The following is a 17,500-nucleotide window of genomic DNA, read 5'->3' as shown; positions in this document are numbered from 1 at the left end:
CTACCATAACCGATGATTGCAATCTTCTTTCCATCTAATAATGATAAGTTGCAATCTTCCTGATAAAAAATTCTTGCTTCTGACATTTCTTTGCCTCCATATGTATATTTTTATTTTATTATAGTTAAACTATAAAATAATCTTTTTTACCTAGCCTATTCCTAAATCGACTTTATTTAATACCTCTTGCTAAACCTGTAATACCTGTTCTTACAAGTTCTAAGATTTCGTAATCTTCTAATAAGCTTAAAAACGCTGATAACTTTGACTGACTACCTGTAATTTCAATCATTACACTTTCTTTTGCTACGTCTACAATGTTAGCTCTGAAAATTTCAGTCATAGCCATAACCTGCTGTCTCTGTTCAGGTGTTGTCTTAATCTTAACTAAAATAAGTTCTCTTGTTACTGAATTAGATGGTTCTAAAACATCAACTCTTTTAACATCTTCTAATTTAGTAATCTGCTTTATAATCTGTTCAAGAATGTCATCATCACCTGTTACAACTATTGTCATTCTTGAATAAAGTGGATTCTCAGTTTCACCAACAGTTAAGCTGTCAATGTTGTATCCTCTTCTGCTAAATAAGCCTGCTATTCTGTTCAATACACCTGATGTATTGTCAACTAATACTGATAAAACTTTCTTGTTCATAATGTATTCCCCTTTTCTCAGTTTCTATCAATTAATACTATCACATATAACATTTTTGTCAATGAAACGTATTTATCATTCCTTGTAAATTTTATCAAAAATTTATCCTATTTACAATATATGAATATAACATTTTTTCTTGATCTTTTTTAATATATTTTATATCTGTTTTATACAGCAAGAAATTTATCCACATTTTCTTATTCCCCCAAAGTGCTCCATTAGGGACGCACACTTGTGCAAAAAGAAAATTATTCTGTTGACTAAAAAATATAAATTTTATATACTAATATTTGTTGCAGCAAGCTGCCTTGGCTCAGTCGGTAGAGCGTCGCCTTGGTAAGGCGGAGGTCGGGGGTTCAAGTCCCCTAGGCAGCTTTATAGCTAAAAAGAGTGCATTAAAACTTAATGCACTCTTTTTGATTTCAGTTATTTATCATTTATACAAGCTACTTTCATAATCATTTGAAAGTAGCTTGTATTTTTATTTCATTCTCTGTCTTACGATTTCATACGCCAAAACTCCTGTTGCCACAGAAGCATTTAATGAATCAATATCTCCGAACATGGGAATTGATGCAATAAAGTCGCATTTTTCTTTTACAAGTCTGCTAACACCTTTTCCTTCGTTTCCAACAACCAAACCTATAGGTCCTTTAAGGTCTAAATCGTACATTGTTGTGCCACCCATATCTGCACACACAAACCATAAACCTTTATCTTTTAACTCTTCTATTGTTTTTGAGATGTTTGTAACCTTGGCAACCGGTGTGTAGCTAACTGCTCCGGCTGATGCTTTAACTGCAGTTGCCGTAAGTCCTGCTGCTCTGTGTTTTGGAATAATTATACCATGGGCACCTGCTAAATTTGCTGTACGGATAATTGCCCCTAAATTATGTGGATCTTCAATATCATCTAAAATAACAACAAATGGTGGTTCCCCTTTATCTTCTGCCTTTTTCAAAATATCATCAACTGTTGCATATTCAAAAGCTGCAATATATGCAATAACTCCCTGATGCTTTCCTGTTTCTGACATTTGATCAAGTCTTTCTTTTTTTACATAATTAATTATCGTATCGTGTTTTTTTGCTTCACGTAAAACAGTGTTCATTGAACCTTCTTTGCAATGTTCCAACACAAACAACTTATCTACTGTTTTCCCGGCTCTGAAAGCTTCAATTACGGCATTTCGTCCCTCTATTACAAATTCCTCGTATCTCAAAATTAACCTCTCTTATTTTCTTCGTTATTCTTAAATCTGCTAACAGCCATTTTTATAAGTTCCATCATTCTGTCTGACTGCTTTGTTAAATATAACCATCCCATTAGTGCCTCAAAACCTGTTGCAACTCTGTAATCAGACATTGATGCATTCTTGGCTCTTGTAATTGCCTTGGCATTTCTTCCACGTTTGTAGATTTTCACTTCTTCTTCTGTTAAATCATCCATAATTAAATGAATCATTTCTGCCTGTGTTTGGGCTTTGACCAGATTAGAAGCCGCCTTATGTATTTTGTTTACCTGACGGTTTGCCTCGTCAACAATTACTGTTCTAATGATGATTTCATATATTCCATCACCTATATAAGCCAAAGTCAAAGGAGAATAATCAGTAATTGTTATCTCCTCTAACTCCATTTTGTTTTTTATTATCTCGAATAAATCCATGTTTTGAATTATCTCCATTTTCGCTAAACTTACTTTTCAATATGGTAAGTTGTTCCTTCACGTGTATCCTTTAAAATAATTCCCTTAGAAGCTAACTCATCTCTAATTGAGTCTGCTGTAGCAAAATCTTTGTTTTTCTTTGCTTCTGCACGCTTAGCAATCATTTCATTAATGTATGTTTCTAATTCGCTGTCAATATTTTCTTCTTTCTTTTCTTCAATAGCACCCTTTGTAAGGTCTAATGAAAGAACTTTGTCAAAATCATTTATAATAGCTAATTTTGTTGCCTCATTAGTATCTTCTTTTAATACATCATATACTAATGTAATACCTGAAGCTGTATTTAAATCATTTCCAACAACATCAATGAACTTTTCTTTGTATTCCTTTACTAATTCCTGATTTATTTCGCCATCATTTGTAAGCTTGCCAATACGGTTTCTCAACTTCTTATAGCCGGCAGCTACAGAATCAAGTACCTGGTAACTAAACTGAAGTGGTTTTCTGTAATGAGACTGTAAACAGAACATTCTGTACACAACCGGATCATAACCTTTACTTTCTAATAATGAAACTGTAAGGAAATCTCCCTTTGACTTACTCATCTTACCACTCTTATCATTTAAATGATGTACATGGAACCAGTAATTGCACCATTTATGACCTAAAAATGACTCACTCTGTGCAATTTCGTTTGTATGATGTGGGAAAATATTATCAATTCCACCACAATGTAAATCTAAATGTTCTCCTAAATGTTTAATACTAATGCAAGAACATTCAATATGCCATCCAGGGTAACCAACACCCCAAGGACTATCCCATTTTAACTCTTGATTATCAAACTTTGATTTTGTAAACCATAATACAAAGTCTGTTTTATTTTTCTTGTTTTCGTCTTCATCTACATCATCTCTTACACCAACCATAAGTTCATCTTCATCATGACTTGTTAATGTGTAGTATTCTTTAAGCTTTGATGTATCAAAATATACATTACCACCTGCTACATACGCATAATCTTTTTCAAGAAGAACCTTAATCATATTAATAAATTCATCAATACAATTTGTTGCAGGTTCAACTACGTCAGGAGTTTTAATATTTAATTTTTTACAATCTGAGAAAAATGCATCTGTATAGAATTTGGCAATTTCCATAACTGTCTTATGTTCTCTTTTTGCACCCTTTAACATTTTATCTTCGCCGGTATCAGCATCACTTGATAAATGGCCAACGTCAGTAATATTCATAACTCTCTTTACGTTGTAACCTTCATAACGCAACTCTTTTTCAAGTACATCTTCCATAATATAGCTACGAAGATTTCCAATATGCGCATAATGATAAACTGTAGGTCCACATGTATACATGCCAACCTGTTCTTCTGATATAGGTTTAAAAACTTCTTTTTTCTTTGTTAAAGTGTTGTAAATTTTCATATTATCTCCTTTATGTAGACTATTTGTTTTTTAACTTTTCTATTTCATCGTTTAATCTCTTTAATTCATTTTGTACAGGATGTGGAATGTGTACCTGATCTAAATCATTGTGCTGAACCGGAACATTATCCTGTTTTACCACAATACCCGGAACACCTACAACTGTACAGTTTGGTGGTACTTCCTCCAATACAACAGAGCCTGCTGCAACTTTTGAGTTGTCACCTATTGTAAAGGAACCAAGTACTTTTGCTCCTGCTCCAATCATAACGTTATTGCCTATAGTAGGATGACGTTTACCTTTTTCTTTGCCGGTACCTCCAAGGGTAACTCCCTGATACAAAGTAACATTTTCTCCAATTATAGCTGTTTCACCTATAACCACACCATGACCATGATCAATAAATAGTCCTTTACCAATCTGTGCTGCAGGATGAATTTCTATACCTGTCTTTCTGGCTGTTCTTTGTGATATGCGTCTTGCTCTAAAAACTTTTCCTTTTAAATATAGCTTATGAGCTTTTCTATAATTATAAATTGCCCAAAAACTTGGATACAATATTGCTTCAATATCTTTTTTTATTGCAGGATCTCTATCCTTTATTACTTCCACTTCTTCCTTGTAAAATTTAAAAAATCCCATTTTAATCTCCAAACTAAATTCGTCTAATTACTATATATGCATTATATTTTTAATTTAATATCTTATCAGTCAAATACTTAATTAATTATGACACTACAATTCTTTATAATACCACAATTTCTAAAGTATACCACTTTTCCTAAACATAATCGTTTATGAAAAAGCTGTCTTTTTTACAAACCGTTGGAAAATTTGGTATTTTTTTATAGCCAAATATGTGTGCTGTAAGTTCTCCAATACTAACATCAAAATCTACATCTTCCTGATTTTCGATTTTGTCCAGCTTAACACTTCCATGATGGAAATTCATCTTAAAGCATCCATTATTTTCCTTTAAAATCGGATCTGTAATCCTTATTGTTCTTTCTTTAAAATCCTTAAAAGATAACAACCTCAATGTTTTTCTAATATTAATAAGTCTTGCCATTGCGTATGGTTTTCTAACATCACTTTGCCAACTAAGAGTCTGCAAACTGCTGTCTAACACTTCTTCTAATATTTCACCATCTATAAATATTCTGTACCCAACAATTACTTTCTTTTGGATAAACAACTCTATTTCGCCATTTTCAACTTCAACTAACTCAAGCATTTGCTTAAAATAGTCTAAATCTTTTGATAAAGCAATGCGATGGTTACTGTCCATTGCCTGCTGTGCAAAAATTGATAGCTTTACTAAATCTGACTTTTCGGCTTTTCTTCTAATAACAGAATGGCTTGGCTTTCTTCTATGCTCTTTCTCTATCATTTCCCGCTTGTCCATAACAAATTCGAAACCGAATTTTCTATATATTTCTGCATTTTCAGGACTTGATGGAATTAAATATGTAAAAACATCCATATTTAAAAACATACTTGAAATAACATCCTGAAATATTTCTTTTATATATCCTTTTTTTCTATATTTTTCCCATGTAGCAACTGCATAAATGTAAGTTACATTTGTTTTCAGGTTTCCTACAACTGCATCTTTTGGAATCAAATGAATAGCAGATACAATTTCACCATCCTTTTCATTAACCACTACTTCGTTTTCACGAATTCGTTTGTCAAAGTAGTAATCAACAAACTCTTTTGTATCTTCTTCAAAACAATGCTCATACAAATCTCTTATTTTTGTTTTTTCATTATTCTCAAGTAATCTTACCATAACCACTCTCTCTACTTCTGAATTATTGTGTATTTCTCTACCATATAAATAGGATTATATGATAATTTGGATTTTCTAAGTCCCTCAATTCCCATGTCGTCTTCTCTGTTTTCTTTTCCTGCCAGTGGAAATGCTTCAATTAAAAACTGGCTACAAATATACTGATAAAGTCCTCTTATTTCCGGATTTGCCTTTTCTACCGGAAGATAAACCATATCTTCCTGTTCATAATAATTTCCTATGCAGAAAGACTCTAATTTGTCATCTACATACACACCGCCAATTTTGTAATCAAAAACTTCTTCATTATCCAAAATGTATTTGATTCCTTTTGCTTCACTGTCTATAAACTCATATTCTTCAGCATGACTTTTTGTTTCTTTCCATTTTTCCAAATATTCTAAAATTTCTTTTTCATTTTCTTTACCTAGAATCTTAAATGAGTATCGACCTTCATATTCTTTCTTAAAGGCATTTAGATGATTTTTCTTCTTGTGGTATTTTTTGCCACTGAAAGTTCTTAGTTTTTCAGCATCATATACATAATCGTAGTATGTTCTGTCAGGTATTACTATATATTCATCTTCCGGCAAATCTAAAGTTTCAAGAGCCTTCTTATCAACAAGGTACATTGTTAGTTTCTTCTTTAATACATTGTTGAAATAGTCCTGTGTTTCAAGGAAACATTCTTTCAAGTCTTCTTCCCTGCAACAAGGCACTGATGAATAGTATTGATTATCTTCACTCTTTGCCACCCACATTAATCCATGTTCATTTGTAAAATACCATGTAGGATAACAATTCTCCCAAAGGAACAAATCAAGTATATTACTGTCTGCCGTCTCCGGTCTTCTTAAATTGTAATATTCATTTATTTGGTTGTAGTCCTCTATTTTTATTTCGTGTAATTGATAATCTTTCATATTTTGCCTTCTATCTGTTATGTATATTCTCCTCTAACAATACAATAGCCTGTGATGAAATTCCAAGTCCTTCCCCTGTAAAACCTAACCCTTCTTCTGTTGTTGCTTTTATGCACACCTGATTCACATTAATATTTAATGCATCTGCCACGTTTTTTACCATTTGTTCCCTGAAAGGTGCAAGTTTTGGTTTCTGGCATATAATTGTTGCATCAATATTTCCTATTACATAATTATTTTCTTCTAATAATTTTCCTACATGCATCAATAATTTAATACTTGAAATATCCTTATATTGTGGATCAGTATCAGGGAAATGTTTTCCTATATCACCTAATGCTGCTGCACCAAGTAACCCGTCCATAATTGCATGAACAACAACATCCGCATCTGAATGTCCAAGAAGTCCGTACTCGTATGGAATCTCCACTCCGCCTAATATTAATTTTCTGTTTTCTACTAATTTATGGACATCATATCCCATCCCTATTCTCATAGTATTCTCCTATTAAATTATATTTTTCCGCAAAGATGTTTTTATTATACCACACTTTTTAATAAAATCATTATATTATGTACAAAAACGAAAAAAGTTATCTAATCCCTTAGTTTTGGTAAAAAAAGAACCCTAAAACAAAAAATATATTTTAGGGCAATAAAAAAGTAGCGAGAGGGGGATTCGAACCCTCGACACCACGGGTATGAACCGTGTGCTCTAGCCAACTGAGCTATCTCGCCACAATGAATAACACGTAAGTGTTAATTATTAAATTGTCATTTGAAAACTTATAAATGGGACCTACAGGGCTCGAACCTGTGACCCCCTGCTTGTAAGGCAGATGCTCTCCCAGCTGAGCTAAGATCCCGTTGCTTTCAAACTGCTTTATTAATATATACTTTTGTGCGAAAATTGTCAAGCACTTTTTTTATTTTTTTAATATTTTTTATTTTGGCAATTTTGCATATCTAAATTCCACTCTATTATTCCTTTGTTATAGAACCAAATCTCATAGACATATCTATAGCTTTTATGGCATAATAGAATCTCCAGAATAATTTTCCATTACATAAAAAAACATCGAAAATAAAGTTTTTTATAACCTTATCTTCGATGCCTTTTCTCTCCATTCTACAATTTTAATTTTGGACAACCTTTAAATGCATTCTTTTCAATTATTTTCACAGATTTTGGAATATTAATGGTTGTTAAATTTTTACAACCATAAAATTGCTTGTCTACAATCTTTTCAGTTCCTTCAGCTAAGACAACTTTTTTTAATTTTTTGCAATTACGAAAACTAATATTATCTCTCTTCTGTGTTGTTTTAAACACTACAGTCTTGAGTTTTTTCATATTAGTAAACGCCTTCATGTCATCATAGCCACCATCGTAAGCATCACCTTTGATTATTAATTTCTCCAAATAGCAATTATCCTTAAACGCGTAACTTGCAATAACTTTTACTGTTTTGGGAACAGTAAATACTTTGTTTCCACTATATTTTCTTGGATAGCAAATTAACTCCGTCTTCTTACAGTTAAATAATGCTCCCTTGTACACTTTAAAAGATTTGTTGCCTTTTTCAACTTTTATTGATTTCAAACCTGACAATCCGGCAAAAGCATAATCACCTATATATTTGCATTTTTTAGGAATTTTAATGCTCTTTACTTTAGGACACTTTCTAAAAGCTCCTTTTTCTATTGTTGTTAAACCTTTTGAAAAAACTACTTCTTTCAGGTTCTTCAACGTATCAAAACTACCATCATAAATACTATCTACCTTATCTGATAAAACAATCTTTTTGATTTTCTTATTATTCTTAAAAGCACCGTTTATAATAGTTACTTTTTTAGGAACATATACTGTAGTATCTCTTCCCTTATATTCTGTCAGTATGTACTCCTGCCCACTCTTTTTAACAACAAAATCTGATGCTGCTTGTACTTTTGTATTACTACTTACACAAAACATAATTGTAGCAATTAAAAATAAATACTTTAATGTTCTTTTTTTCATAAACACTTCCTCCGCGTATAATATTTTATTGGGGATTTGGGAATTTTTTTTCATACTTATTTTAGAAATTTAGAATTTTCTTGAAAATATAATTTAAGTCTTTCAACCCCTTCAACATAGAATATTGTATCATTTTTCATCCTTTATGTAAATTTTATCTTTTTAAACTCTATGTATTATTTCTATTTCACTTTTTGTAATTTGCAACATTCAGATAAAGTTACAATAGTTCCACTTAAAGAAAAAGTATCCCGTTCTCTTGCTATTGCATGGGATAAGGATAAATTTCTTACAGAAGATGAACAAAACTTTCTTGAATATACAAAAAAATGGTTTGACTCCTTATAGGAAGCAAACCATTTTTCTACTACAATCTTACATCAAACTGCAATCTTACATTAAACCGCATCTTACATCAAACTGCAATCTTATATTATAATTTCATAGTAAGCTGAATACGCTTTCTTTGCTTATCAACACTTAATACTTTTACATTTATAACATCTCCAACAGATACCACATCTAATGGATGTTTTATAAACTTATCACTCATTTCTGAAATATGAACAAGACCGTCCTGATGAACACCAATATCAACAAAGGCACCAAAATCAATTACATTTCTTACAGTTCCCTTTAGTTCCATGCCTTCTTTTAAATCATCAAAATCTAAAACATCACTTTTAAGGATTGGCTTAGGCATTTCTTCTCTTGGATCTCTACCCGGCTTTTCCATTTCAGCTATCATGTCTCTTAAAGTTATTTCATCTGTTTCAATTTCTTCTGCCACAGCTTTAATATCTTTCACATCTTTTGCGATTTTAACATTTCCTGATAATAAATCCTCTGTTGTGTAACCAAATTTCTTTAAAAGATTTTTGGCTACTGTATAACTTTCAGGATGAACACTTGTATAATCTAAAGGTTCTTTTCCATTTCTGATTCTAAGGAAACCTGCACACTGTTCAAAAGCCTTTGGACCTAATTTAGCAACTTTTAATAGCTGCTTTCTTGTTGTAAACTGACCGTTTTCCTCTCTATATGCAACAATGTTTTTTGCAAGAGCTTTGCTTATTCCTGAAACATATTCAAGAAGAGAGGCTGAAGCTGTATTTAAATCAACACCTACATTATTTACACAATCTTCTACAACATTTCCAAGTACATTTTCAAGCTTCTTTTGATTCATGTCATGCTGATATTGTCCTACTCCAATTGCCTTTGGTTCGATTTTTACAAGCTCTGCTAAAGGGTCTTGTAATCTTCTTGCCATTGAAGTTGCACTTCTTTGTCCCACATCAAAATTAGGAAATTCTTCTGTTGCAAGTTTACTTGCAGAATAAACAGAAGCTCCAGCTTCATTTACTATTACATACTCTAATTTTGTAGGGCATCTCTTAATTATTTCGCATACAACTGCTTCTGATTCTCTTGAAGCTGTACCATTTCCTAACGATATAAGTCTAACATTGTATTTATTTACAAGATCTAAAACAATCTTAATTGACTCTTCAACCTTATTTTGTGGTGCTGTTGGAAAAATCACTTTTGTGTATAATACTTTTCCTGTTTCATCTACGATTGCCAGCTTACAGCCTGTTCTAAAAGCAGGATCCCATCCTAATACTGTTTTTCCTGCGATTGGTGGTTGCATAAGAAGCTGTTTTAAGTTCTGTCCAAAAACTGAAATTGCTCCGTCCTCAGCCTTTTCCGTTAAAGAGTTTCTTATCTCCCTTTCAATGGCTGGCTTTATTAATCTTGTAAAACCATCTTCAATTGCTTCTTTTAAAACGTCTGAAAAAGGATTTTGGCCTACAATTATGGATTTTTCCAAAACTCTAATAATATTTTCATCAGGCATTTCTATTTTTACATTAAGTACCTTTTCTTTTTCACCACGATTAATTGCTAATATTCTATGACCTGGAATTTTATCAATGGCTTCACTGTAATCATAGTAATTTTCATAAGGTGTCTGTTCTTCTTCATTCTTCGCCTTAGAAGTTATGTTTCCGTGCTTAATTACTGTATGTCTTATAGCATTTCTATATTCTGCGTTATCTGACACGGCTTCTGCAATAATGTCTTTTGCACCATTTATGGCATCTACTACTGTTTCCACACCTAATTCTTCATTAATGTAATTCTTTGCTTCTTCTTCCGGTGTTTTTGTACTCTTTTGAAGAAGAAATATATTTGCAAGCGGTTCTAAACCTTTTGCTTTAGCTTCTGTTGCCCTTGTTTTTCTTTTTGGCCTATATGGTCTGTAAATATCATCCACTGCAACAATAGTCTTCGCCTCTTTTATCTGCTTCATTAATTCGTCAGTCATTTTTCCCTGTTCCTCAATGGAAGCTATAACTGTCTCTTTTTTCTCTTCTAAATTGCGTAAATATTTTAGTCTTTCGTCTAAGTCTCTTAATTGTTCGTCATTTAACTCTCCCGTTACAGATTTTCTGTATCTGGCAATAAAAGGAATTGTATTTCCCTCATCTATTAACTTTACTGCCGCCTCTACCTGCCAAACCTTTACTTTTAATTCTTCTGCAATAATTTCATTAATGTTCATTTTTCCTACCTTCTTTAATTGTTCTCTAATATTCTTATATTAAATATAATATTTTTCTACATACTAACTCTTTATTTTTTTTTTTCACAATGTTATACTTTTTAAGACCATAACTATTCTATCAAATTTTTATAAATTTGTGTGCATTTTGTAATAGTTTTTTAATATAATGTGTCTATTATACTTTTGGTGTCTACGAAATTTATTTCTCGTAAAATCATTAGTTCAAAATAAATAAACAATTAGATGAAGGTGACTTATGAGCAAAATAACCAATGAGCTTCGTAAGTACAAACACGCATGGCCCTTACTATATGTTTTCATATATATGCCATGGTTCATTCTTTTAGAAAAATATATACCGGCAGATTTTCCGGGACTTCATATTATGCATTGTCCTTTGGATGATATTATTCCATTTTGCGAATGGTTTGTAATACCATATTTATTATGGTTTTTATATATACCTGCTATATTTGTTTTTCTTTTTTATCATTCAAAAAATGAATTTTATCGTATTTGTGCCTATGAGTTTACAGGAATGACTATTGCTTTACTGGTATGTACATTCTATCCTAACGGTTTAGAACTTCGACTTTCTAATATCGGTAGGGAAAACATACTTATTGACTTAGTCCATTTCCTATACAATAACGATACACCAACAAATGTTTTTCCTAGTCTTCACGTATACGTGACTATTAGCGCACACATTTGTTTAGTAAAAAGTCCACACATGCAGGGCTTAAATTCAAGAAAACATATTAAAGTAATATCGCTTATATTAGCTATTTTGATATGTATGTCAACATTGTTTTTAAAACAACATTCTGTTTTAGATGTTTTAGCAGGAACCGCCTTAGCTTTTATAATGTACTTTATAGTATTTAAATGGTGGTTTAGAAATACAGAATTTCCTGCTCCAAAAATTAAAGATCCTAAACAACATCAGGTTCTTTATTTCTTAAACAAAAGAAAATAATTACAATTCTTAGATTATAATACTTATAATTGTTTTATTTTTATAAAAAAATAATTTAGTTTCTAATATAAAAAGCTAAATCTCATTAATGTTTGGTTTACATTCCTTTTCATTAATGAGACTTAGCTTTTTTCATTTTAGTTAAATCCAAATATTTTTTGAGCTAATGCATAGCCTATTACAGAACATTTTCTTCCAACTTTACCAGGTAGATTCATTGTTCTACCAAGAAGTGACTTTCTAACCTTTTGATATAACACAGGATTACTTTCTAAAACGTCCTGCCATAATTTTTCTTTATCTTTTAATCTTTGTTCTGAACCTTCCAATATAGAAAGAATTGATGAGACACACATCATCATATCAAAGTAATGAACCATGGCATCATCTGTGTGTTTATTTTCTATAACAGTATTGTTGTATACATCTAACATTATACGTGTGACTCTATACTGTTGATCCAATCTCTTAATCATAATTGATTCATTTACAGACTGGTCATCTCTTCCTATAAAGTATTTGTATAAACATACATCTAAGTAATAAATGTTCTTTACATATGGTAATGGCTGGAACACATAAATATTATCCACATAAAATGTGTGTTTTGGAAGCTGCATCTTGCATTCTCTTAATACTTTTGTTCTATATATAACAGAGTGCATTAATAAATACTGTGATGTGCCAAAGTGTAACTCATCCCAACCAAACATTCTTCCTACAGGCATTGCACTTTTGTATTTCATAATTTTCTTATGCTTTGCTCCCTGCTTATCATACATAAAGTTAGAAATCAGCATGTCAAGTCCTGCATCTTTTGAAACCATATCCTCTAATAAATCAAGGACTCTCTGTAAAGCATTTTTTCCAAGACAGTCATCACTATCAAGAACTTTAAAGTAAAGACCTGTAGCATTTTTGATACCTGTATTTACAGCTTCACCATGACCACCATTCTCCTGATGAACAACTTTTACAATATCAGGAAATTTCTTCTGATATTTGTTCGCAATCTCTAATGTATTATCAGATGAACCATCATCAACCACTACAACTTCCACTCTGTCACCGCCGCTAATTGCACTTCTTATACTCTTGTCCATATATTCACTTGAATTGTAGCATGGAATAGCTACTGTTAATAATTTCATTTTATACCTCCTTAGGTTTGACTAATTTGTTTATTATAACACCAATAACCAATGATGCCAAAGCAAAAACAATCATCACTGTAAATAAGCCATAAATAAGTTCGCTATTAGATATTGTTTCTGTTGTTTCACTTCCTGTGGCCGCTGCCTCAGACATTGCCGAAACTAACACTGATGTAATATTTGCTCCCATATGAAATAATATTGGAGCAACAATTGACTTATACTTTTCATATAACCAAACAGCAAGCAAGCCTATAATAATAGTATATGGTGCCTGTATCCAGTTTCCATGAAATACCCCAAATAATACTGCCGATAAAATTGCAGCTATTGTAACATTAGATAAGACTTTTAATCTTTTATAAATCAGCCCTCTAAAAATCATTTCCTCTACAATAGGTGCAATGAAGCCTGCTGTAACAAGCTGAGATATAAATGAGCTTGAATTAATGGCAGTCTGTGTACTTGAATAACTGTCAATCATAAACTGTGGCATAAACATTTGTAATATTGACACAAGCATACTTGCCCACCACATACAAAAAGCTCCAAACGGCAGTATCAATAAATATTTCCATTTTTTTACTGATTCATATCTTTTAAAATCACCTGTTCTCTTATCTGCGTCTATATCAAGTTTCATCATCAGTCCCATAATCGGAATTGTTCCAAGTGCAGAAATACCTGTAAGTAACATAGCATAGCTATTTGTAATTTCTGTTAAATATTGTTGAAGTTTTGATAATGACATGCCATGGAAAATACCATACGCTGTAATTCCACCCTGAATAATAACTATTACCGCTATTTGTATACATAAATAAATTAACATTGGAGTCACTATACCCCAAAGTTTTCTTCCTAAAGTTCTTTCTTTCAAAGCATACTCCTTTAAACTAAATCCAACAATTCAATAGGCGTATTTGCTATTGCCTTTGCGCCTTTTTCTTTCATTTCTTCTACAACTCCATATCCATATGAAACACCTATTGAATCTATTCCAACTGAATTTGCACCTTCAATGTCAAAAATAGTATCTCCAATCATAACCGTTTCATGTTTATCTACAGAATTAATTTCATTAAGTAAAGCTAGCAAAACATCGTTCTTATTATGTATAGGACCATTTAAATCTGCTCCCATTACATAATCAAAATATTGCTCAATATGTAAATATTTAATAACTTCCTTCGCCATGCCTAACGGTTTTGATGTTGCCAAAGCAATGATTTTACCTTTTTCTTTCAAAGATATAAGTAACTGCTCCACCTTTTCATACAGGCTTGTTTCATATATTCCTATAGGTGTATATCTTTCTCTATAAAATTCAACACCCTGCTTTGCCTGTTCTTCTGAACAACCATAAGTTTTTATTAATTCATCTTTAAGAGGTGGTCCCACAAAATGTTTTAATTTTTCCAAATCCTCTTCTATAATATTTAGTTTCTTCAAAGCATACTGAACACACTTTGTTATTCCAACACCGGAATCGCTAATGGTTCCATCTAAATCAAAAATTATAACCTTGTACTCTTTCATAGATTTCCTCTTTCACGCAATTTTCAAACTATTATAACACAAACCCACTTGTTTTACATCCGTTTTTGCTTTATAATTTAATAGTGTTTTGGTTTCGGAAAATGAAAACGATTTTGATTGTATTCATTATATTTAAACCAATGATAAGACAGAATTGACTATCGCTTACATCCAGTGATTTTTCTGAATTATCTAATATTAAATTTTTGAGAGGTACATAAAAATGAGTCAAGAAAAAGTAGACAAGTACAAACAGGAAAAGTACAACAGAAAACATGCCACAAAGAAAAGAAACGTGAAGAAAATCGCAGCTTATGTTGTAACTACATTAGTGGCAATTATTTTTATAGGATACATGGGTTATTCAATTGCAGTTACAACAGGTCTTTATACACCTGCAACAACTACATCACACACTGAATTATCTAAGAGCCAGCTTGAAAGCATTAGAAACGCTCTTGTTCAGAACGGTGATTCAAATGTAAAGGGAACAACTAACAACAGTGCTACACAGACTACTACTGTAGCAACTACAGAACAGACTACTACTAAATAAACAGCTAGTAGATAACTATTAAACAGTTTATAAAGACCGGATAGTTAATAAGCTATCCGGTCTTTAAGTTCTTCTATGAAAGAAGCTTCTAATTCTTTTCTTGATGAAATAAAAGTTGAAATATGCGACCTGATTACAATAATTGTTTAACATATTACAAATCTCAGGAAGATAGCAGCGAATTATTTATTTTCCGGGATAAAAAAGTCAAGAAATTATATATATTAGAAAGTCGTCTATAAACACAACAACAAAGGCACCACTTAGCTAAAACAACTAAGTGATGCCTTTTTTAAGAAACACCGTTTCTTAGAAATAAATCCTGTTGGATAATAAGGTTATAAATATAACCATAAAAAATATTAAAAATATAAAATTTATGAAAAAGTAATGTATAAACATTACATTTTCTCTGGTGCTGAGAAACCAAGTAAATCAATACCTGTCTCTAATACTTTCTTTGCCATATTAATTAATGCAATATAACCTTCTTTCTTCTTTTCATCTGCTTCAGAAAGAATCTTTGTTCCATGATAAAATCTGTTAAATGCATTTGATAAATCATAAATATATGAACAAATCTTGTGTGGGGCTAATTCCTTAGCTGCATTTTCAATTACTTCATTTGCCTTGGCAATTTCAAGCATTAACTGTAACTGTTCATCATTATCTGTATCAATAATAGAAAGATTATCTACTGTCTTTCCTTCTTCTTTGTATTTTTCGATAATTGATTTAATACGAACAATTGTATATAAAATATATGGACCTGTGTTTCCTTCAAAAGAAGCAAATCTATCAATATCAAAAACATAATCTTTTGATGCCTGATTTGACAAATCACCATATTTTAAAGCTGCCAAACCTACAATTTTTGCAGTTTCTCTGGCTTCTTCTTCGCTTACTGAACGGTTTTCCATAATCTTATTATAAACAGCTTCGTTAATCTGTGAAATAAGATTTTCAAGGCGCATTACGCCACCTTCACGAGTCTTAAAAGGCTTACCGTCTGAGCCATTCATTGTACCAAAACCAATAAATTTCAATTCTGTTTCAGGTTTAACAATGCCTGCCTTCTTAGCAACTCTAAAGAACTGTGTATAGTGCAAATCCTGTCTCTTGTCTGCTAAATAAACATACTTATTTGGCTGGAAGTCCTGTTCTCTTTGAACTAAAGTTGCGATATCTGATGTTGCATATAAAGCTGCTCCATCTGACTTTCTAACTATACATGGAGGAAGTTCTTTGCTGTCTCCTTCTTCTGCAATGTCAACAACTAAAGCTCCCTGACTTTCATATGCTAATCCCTTATCAATTAAATCCTGAATTAATCCAGGTATATAAGGCTGAGCATCGCTTTCACCTTTCCATAAATCAAATTCAACATTTAAGTTATCATAGTTCTTCTTTAAATCAATTTTTGAAACATTCATAATATGTTTCCAAAGTGCTGTGTATGGAGCATATCCACTTTGAAGTTTTAATGTTGCTTCATGGGCTTTTTCCTTAAAAGCAGCATCTTCTTTTGATTTCTTACTTGCACATGGATAAATTTCTTCTAATTCAGAAATTGTAAATGGTGCTTCACTTGGATATTCTCCTGTAAAGCTTTCATCAAAATATGGTAAGTCCGGCTTACGTTCCTGTAACTCAGTAATAATAAGTCCCATCTGAAGTCCCCAGTCCCCTAAGTGAACATCTCCAATAACTTTATTTCCCATGTACTTTGAAATTCTTTTTACACTTTCACCAATAACTGCTGAACGTAAATGACCAATGTGAAGTGGTTTTGCAACATTTGCTCCACCGTAATCAACTACAACTGTTTCAATATTGTCATTTTCTATTCCAAGCTTATCTGCCAAATTCATTTCATTTAAATATTTTGCTAAAAAGTCGCTATTCAAATTAATATTAATAAATCCGGGATTTACAGCTTCCACTGATTTGAACATGCCATTATTTCCAATTGCTTCAACAACATCATTTGCAATCATAATAGGCGCTTTATGGTATAATTTTGCACCGGCCATGGCACCATTGCACTGATATTCGCAAAGATCAGGTCTGTTAGAAACACTAACTTTTCCTAATTTTTTATCATAATCACATTTTTCAAATGCTTTTTCAAATTCCTCTGTTATTAGTTCCAGTAACTTTTTCATTATGCTCTCCATTCTTTATGTATTTAATTAT

16 protein-coding genes and 3 tRNA genes are annotated in these 17,500 nt (G+C 31.8%); 3 read left to right on the top strand and 16 right to left on the bottom strand.

Going from position 1 to position 17,500, the window contains the following annotated elements; genetic code table 11:
- Nucleotides 1-172 precede the first annotated feature (172 nt).
- Nucleotides 173-655, bottom strand: coding sequence for an acetolactate synthase small subunit (gene ilvN, locus DW006_RS02995; RefSeq protein ID WP_117998984.1), 483 nt, complete (start codon nucleotides 653-655; stop codon nucleotides 173-175).
- Between the two features lie 305 nt (nucleotides 656-960).
- On the opposite strand from ilvN, the gene DW006_RS02990 reads away from it, so the two are divergent.
- Nucleotides 961-1,033 (top strand) — tRNA-Thr (locus DW006_RS02990).
- A gap of 106 nt (nucleotides 1,034-1,139) precedes the next feature.
- Here the strand turns inward: DW006_RS02990 and rlmB are convergent.
- The 11 genes from rlmB to DW006_RS02935 all read right to left on the bottom strand — a co-directional run bounded on the left by rlmB (nucleotide 1,140) and on the right by DW006_RS02935 (nucleotide 11,073).
- Entirely contained in the window at nucleotides 1,140-1,880 is a 741-nt protein-coding gene (gene rlmB / locus DW006_RS02985; RefSeq protein WP_117998983.1) for a 23S rRNA (guanosine(2251)-2'-O)-methyltransferase RlmB, read from the bottom strand.
- A gap of 2 nt (nucleotides 1,881-1,882) precedes the next feature.
- On the bottom strand, nucleotides 1,883-2,326 hold the full coding sequence (locus DW006_RS02980; RefSeq protein ID WP_022164861.1) for a ribonuclease III domain-containing protein: 444 nt from the start codon (nucleotides 2,324-2,326) through the stop codon (nucleotides 1,883-1,885).
- 29 nt (nucleotides 2,327-2,355) lie between these two features.
- On the bottom strand, nucleotides 2,356-3,768 hold the full coding sequence (cysS, locus tag DW006_RS02975; protein ID WP_117998982.1) for a cysteine--tRNA ligase: 1,413 nt from the start codon (nucleotides 3,766-3,768) through the stop codon (nucleotides 2,356-2,358).
- A 19-nt stretch (nucleotides 3,769-3,787) separates the two neighbouring features.
- Nucleotides 3,788-4,411: a serine O-acetyltransferase gene (gene cysE, locus DW006_RS02970; RefSeq protein WP_117998981.1), complete on the bottom strand. Its 624-nt coding sequence runs from the start codon at nucleotides 4,409-4,411 to the stop codon at nucleotides 3,788-3,790.
- A gap of 139 nt (nucleotides 4,412-4,550) precedes the next feature.
- Entirely contained in the window at nucleotides 4,551-5,561 is a 1,011-nt protein-coding gene (locus DW006_RS02965; protein WP_117998980.1) for a GNAT family N-acetyltransferase, read from the bottom strand.
- 11 nt (nucleotides 5,562-5,572) lie between these two features.
- Complete coding sequence (locus DW006_RS02960) at nucleotides 5,573-6,484, bottom strand: phosphatidylglycerol lysyltransferase domain-containing protein (RefSeq protein ID WP_117998979.1); 912 nt, start codon at nucleotides 6,482-6,484, stop codon at nucleotides 5,573-5,575.
- 10 nt (nucleotides 6,485-6,494) lie between these two features.
- A complete protein-coding gene (ispF, locus tag DW006_RS02955; protein WP_117998978.1) occupies nucleotides 6,495-6,980 on the bottom strand; it encodes a 2-C-methyl-D-erythritol 2,4-cyclodiphosphate synthase in 486 nt (161 codons plus the stop codon).
- Between the two features lie 168 nt (nucleotides 6,981-7,148).
- A tRNA-Met gene (locus DW006_RS02950) sits at nucleotides 7,149-7,222 on the bottom strand.
- A 55-nt stretch (nucleotides 7,223-7,277) separates the two neighbouring features.
- A tRNA-Val gene (locus DW006_RS02945) sits at nucleotides 7,278-7,350 on the bottom strand.
- 263 nt (nucleotides 7,351-7,613) lie between these two features.
- The gene (locus DW006_RS02940) at nucleotides 7,614-8,504 is read right to left on the bottom strand and encodes a leucine-rich repeat domain-containing protein (protein ID WP_158561052.1); all 891 of its coding nucleotides are present in this window, start codon (nucleotides 8,502-8,504) and stop codon (nucleotides 7,614-7,616) included.
- 433 nt (nucleotides 8,505-8,937) lie between these two features.
- Nucleotides 8,938-11,073: a Tex family protein gene (locus DW006_RS02935; RefSeq protein ID WP_117998976.1), complete on the bottom strand. Its 2,136-nt coding sequence runs from the start codon at nucleotides 11,071-11,073 to the stop codon at nucleotides 8,938-8,940.
- 259 nt (nucleotides 11,074-11,332) lie between these two features.
- On the opposite strand from DW006_RS02935, the gene DW006_RS02930 reads away from it, so the two are divergent.
- A complete protein-coding gene (locus DW006_RS02930; protein ID WP_243002564.1) occupies nucleotides 11,333-12,055 on the top strand; it encodes a phosphatase PAP2 family protein in 723 nt (240 codons plus the stop codon).
- A 137-nt stretch (nucleotides 12,056-12,192) separates the two neighbouring features.
- Here DW006_RS02930 and DW006_RS02925 read toward each other — a convergent pair whose 3' ends face one another.
- Genes DW006_RS02925 through DW006_RS02915 form a run of 3 tightly spaced genes read right to left on the bottom strand, consistent with a single transcriptional unit; the run spans nucleotide 12,193 to nucleotide 14,748 of the window.
- Complete coding sequence (locus tag DW006_RS02925) at nucleotides 12,193-13,206, bottom strand: glycosyltransferase family 2 protein (protein ID WP_117998975.1); 1,014 nt, start codon at nucleotides 13,204-13,206, stop codon at nucleotides 12,193-12,195.
- A gap of 1 nt (nucleotide 13,207) precedes the next feature.
- Nucleotides 13,208-14,089: a CPBP family intramembrane glutamic endopeptidase gene (locus DW006_RS02920; RefSeq protein ID WP_117998974.1), complete on the bottom strand. Its 882-nt coding sequence runs from the start codon at nucleotides 14,087-14,089 to the stop codon at nucleotides 13,208-13,210.
- Between the two features lie 11 nt (nucleotides 14,090-14,100).
- Nucleotides 14,101-14,748, bottom strand: coding sequence for an HAD-IA family hydrolase (locus DW006_RS02915; protein WP_117998973.1), 648 nt, complete (start codon nucleotides 14,746-14,748; stop codon nucleotides 14,101-14,103).
- Between the two features lie 223 nt (nucleotides 14,749-14,971).
- Here DW006_RS02915 and DW006_RS02910 point away from each other — a divergent pair, with 223 nt between their 5' ends.
- Nucleotides 14,972-15,304 carry a hypothetical protein gene (locus tag DW006_RS02910; protein ID WP_117998972.1) on the top strand — a complete coding sequence of 111 codons (333 nt, stop codon included), beginning with the start codon at nucleotides 14,972-14,974 and terminating at the stop codon, nucleotides 15,302-15,304.
- Nucleotides 15,305-15,705: 401 nt separating this feature from the next.
- Here the strand turns inward: DW006_RS02910 and argS are convergent, their stop codons facing one another.
- Nucleotides 15,706-17,469 (bottom strand): arginine--tRNA ligase, encoded by a 1,764-nt coding sequence (gene argS / locus DW006_RS02905; protein ID WP_022165435.1) that lies wholly within the window; start codon nucleotides 17,467-17,469, stop codon nucleotides 15,706-15,708.
- Between the last annotated feature and the right edge of the window lie 31 nt (nucleotides 17,470-17,500).

It is taken from the genome of Eubacterium sp. AF36-5BH (assembly GCF_003460505.1).
In the GTDB taxonomy this organism is placed as follows: Bacteria; Bacillota; Clostridia; order Lachnospirales; family Lachnospiraceae; genus Eubacterium_G.
Note: the sequence above shows the minus strand (reverse complement) of the source record. Positions and strands in the feature narration are given on the sequence as shown.

Excerpts from the sequence above, each read along its gene's own strand:
- ilvN (WP_117998984.1), bottom strand. The coding sequence starts at position 655 with ATGAACAAGAAAGTTTTATCAGTATTAGTTGACAATACATCAGGTGTA.
- DW006_RS02980 (WP_022164861.1), bottom strand. The coding sequence starts at position 2,326 with ATGGATTTATTCGAGATAATAAAAAACAAAATGGAGTTAGAGGAGATA.
- cysS (WP_117998982.1), bottom strand. The coding sequence starts at position 3,768 with ATGAAAATTTACAACACTTTAACAAAGAAAAAAGAAGTTTTTAAACCT.
- cysE (WP_117998981.1), bottom strand. The coding sequence starts at position 4,411 with ATGGGATTTTTTAAATTTTACAAGGAAGAAGTGGAAGTAATAAAGGAT.
- DW006_RS02965 (WP_117998980.1), bottom strand. The coding sequence starts at position 5,561 with ATGGTAAGATTACTTGAGAATAATGAAAAAACAAAAATAAGAGATTTG.
- DW006_RS02960 (WP_117998979.1), bottom strand. The coding sequence starts at position 6,484 with ATGAAAGATTATCAATTACACGAAATAAAAATAGAGGACTACAACCAA.
- ispF (WP_117998978.1), bottom strand. The coding sequence starts at position 6,980 with ATGAGAATAGGGATGGGATATGATGTCCATAAATTAGTAGAAAACAGA.
- DW006_RS02940 (WP_158561052.1), bottom strand. The coding sequence starts at position 8,504 with ATGAAAAAAAGAACATTAAAGTATTTATTTTTAATTGCTACAATTATG.
- DW006_RS02935 (WP_117998976.1), bottom strand. The coding sequence starts at position 11,073 with ATGAACATTAATGAAATTATTGCAGAAGAATTAAAAGTAAAGGTTTGG.
- DW006_RS02930 (WP_243002564.1), top strand. The coding sequence starts at position 11,333 with ATGAGCAAAATAACCAATGAGCTTCGTAAGTACAAACACGCATGGCCC.
- DW006_RS02925 (WP_117998975.1), bottom strand. The coding sequence starts at position 13,206 with ATGAAATTATTAACAGTAGCTATTCCATGCTACAATTCAAGTGAATAT.
- DW006_RS02915 (WP_117998973.1), bottom strand. The coding sequence starts at position 14,748 with ATGAAAGAGTACAAGGTTATAATTTTTGATTTAGATGGAACCATTAGC.
- DW006_RS02910 (WP_117998972.1), top strand. The coding sequence starts at position 14,972 with ATGAGTCAAGAAAAAGTAGACAAGTACAAACAGGAAAAGTACAACAGA.
- argS (WP_022165435.1), bottom strand. The coding sequence starts at position 17,469 with ATGAAAAAGTTACTGGAACTAATAACAGAGGAATTTGAAAAAGCATTT.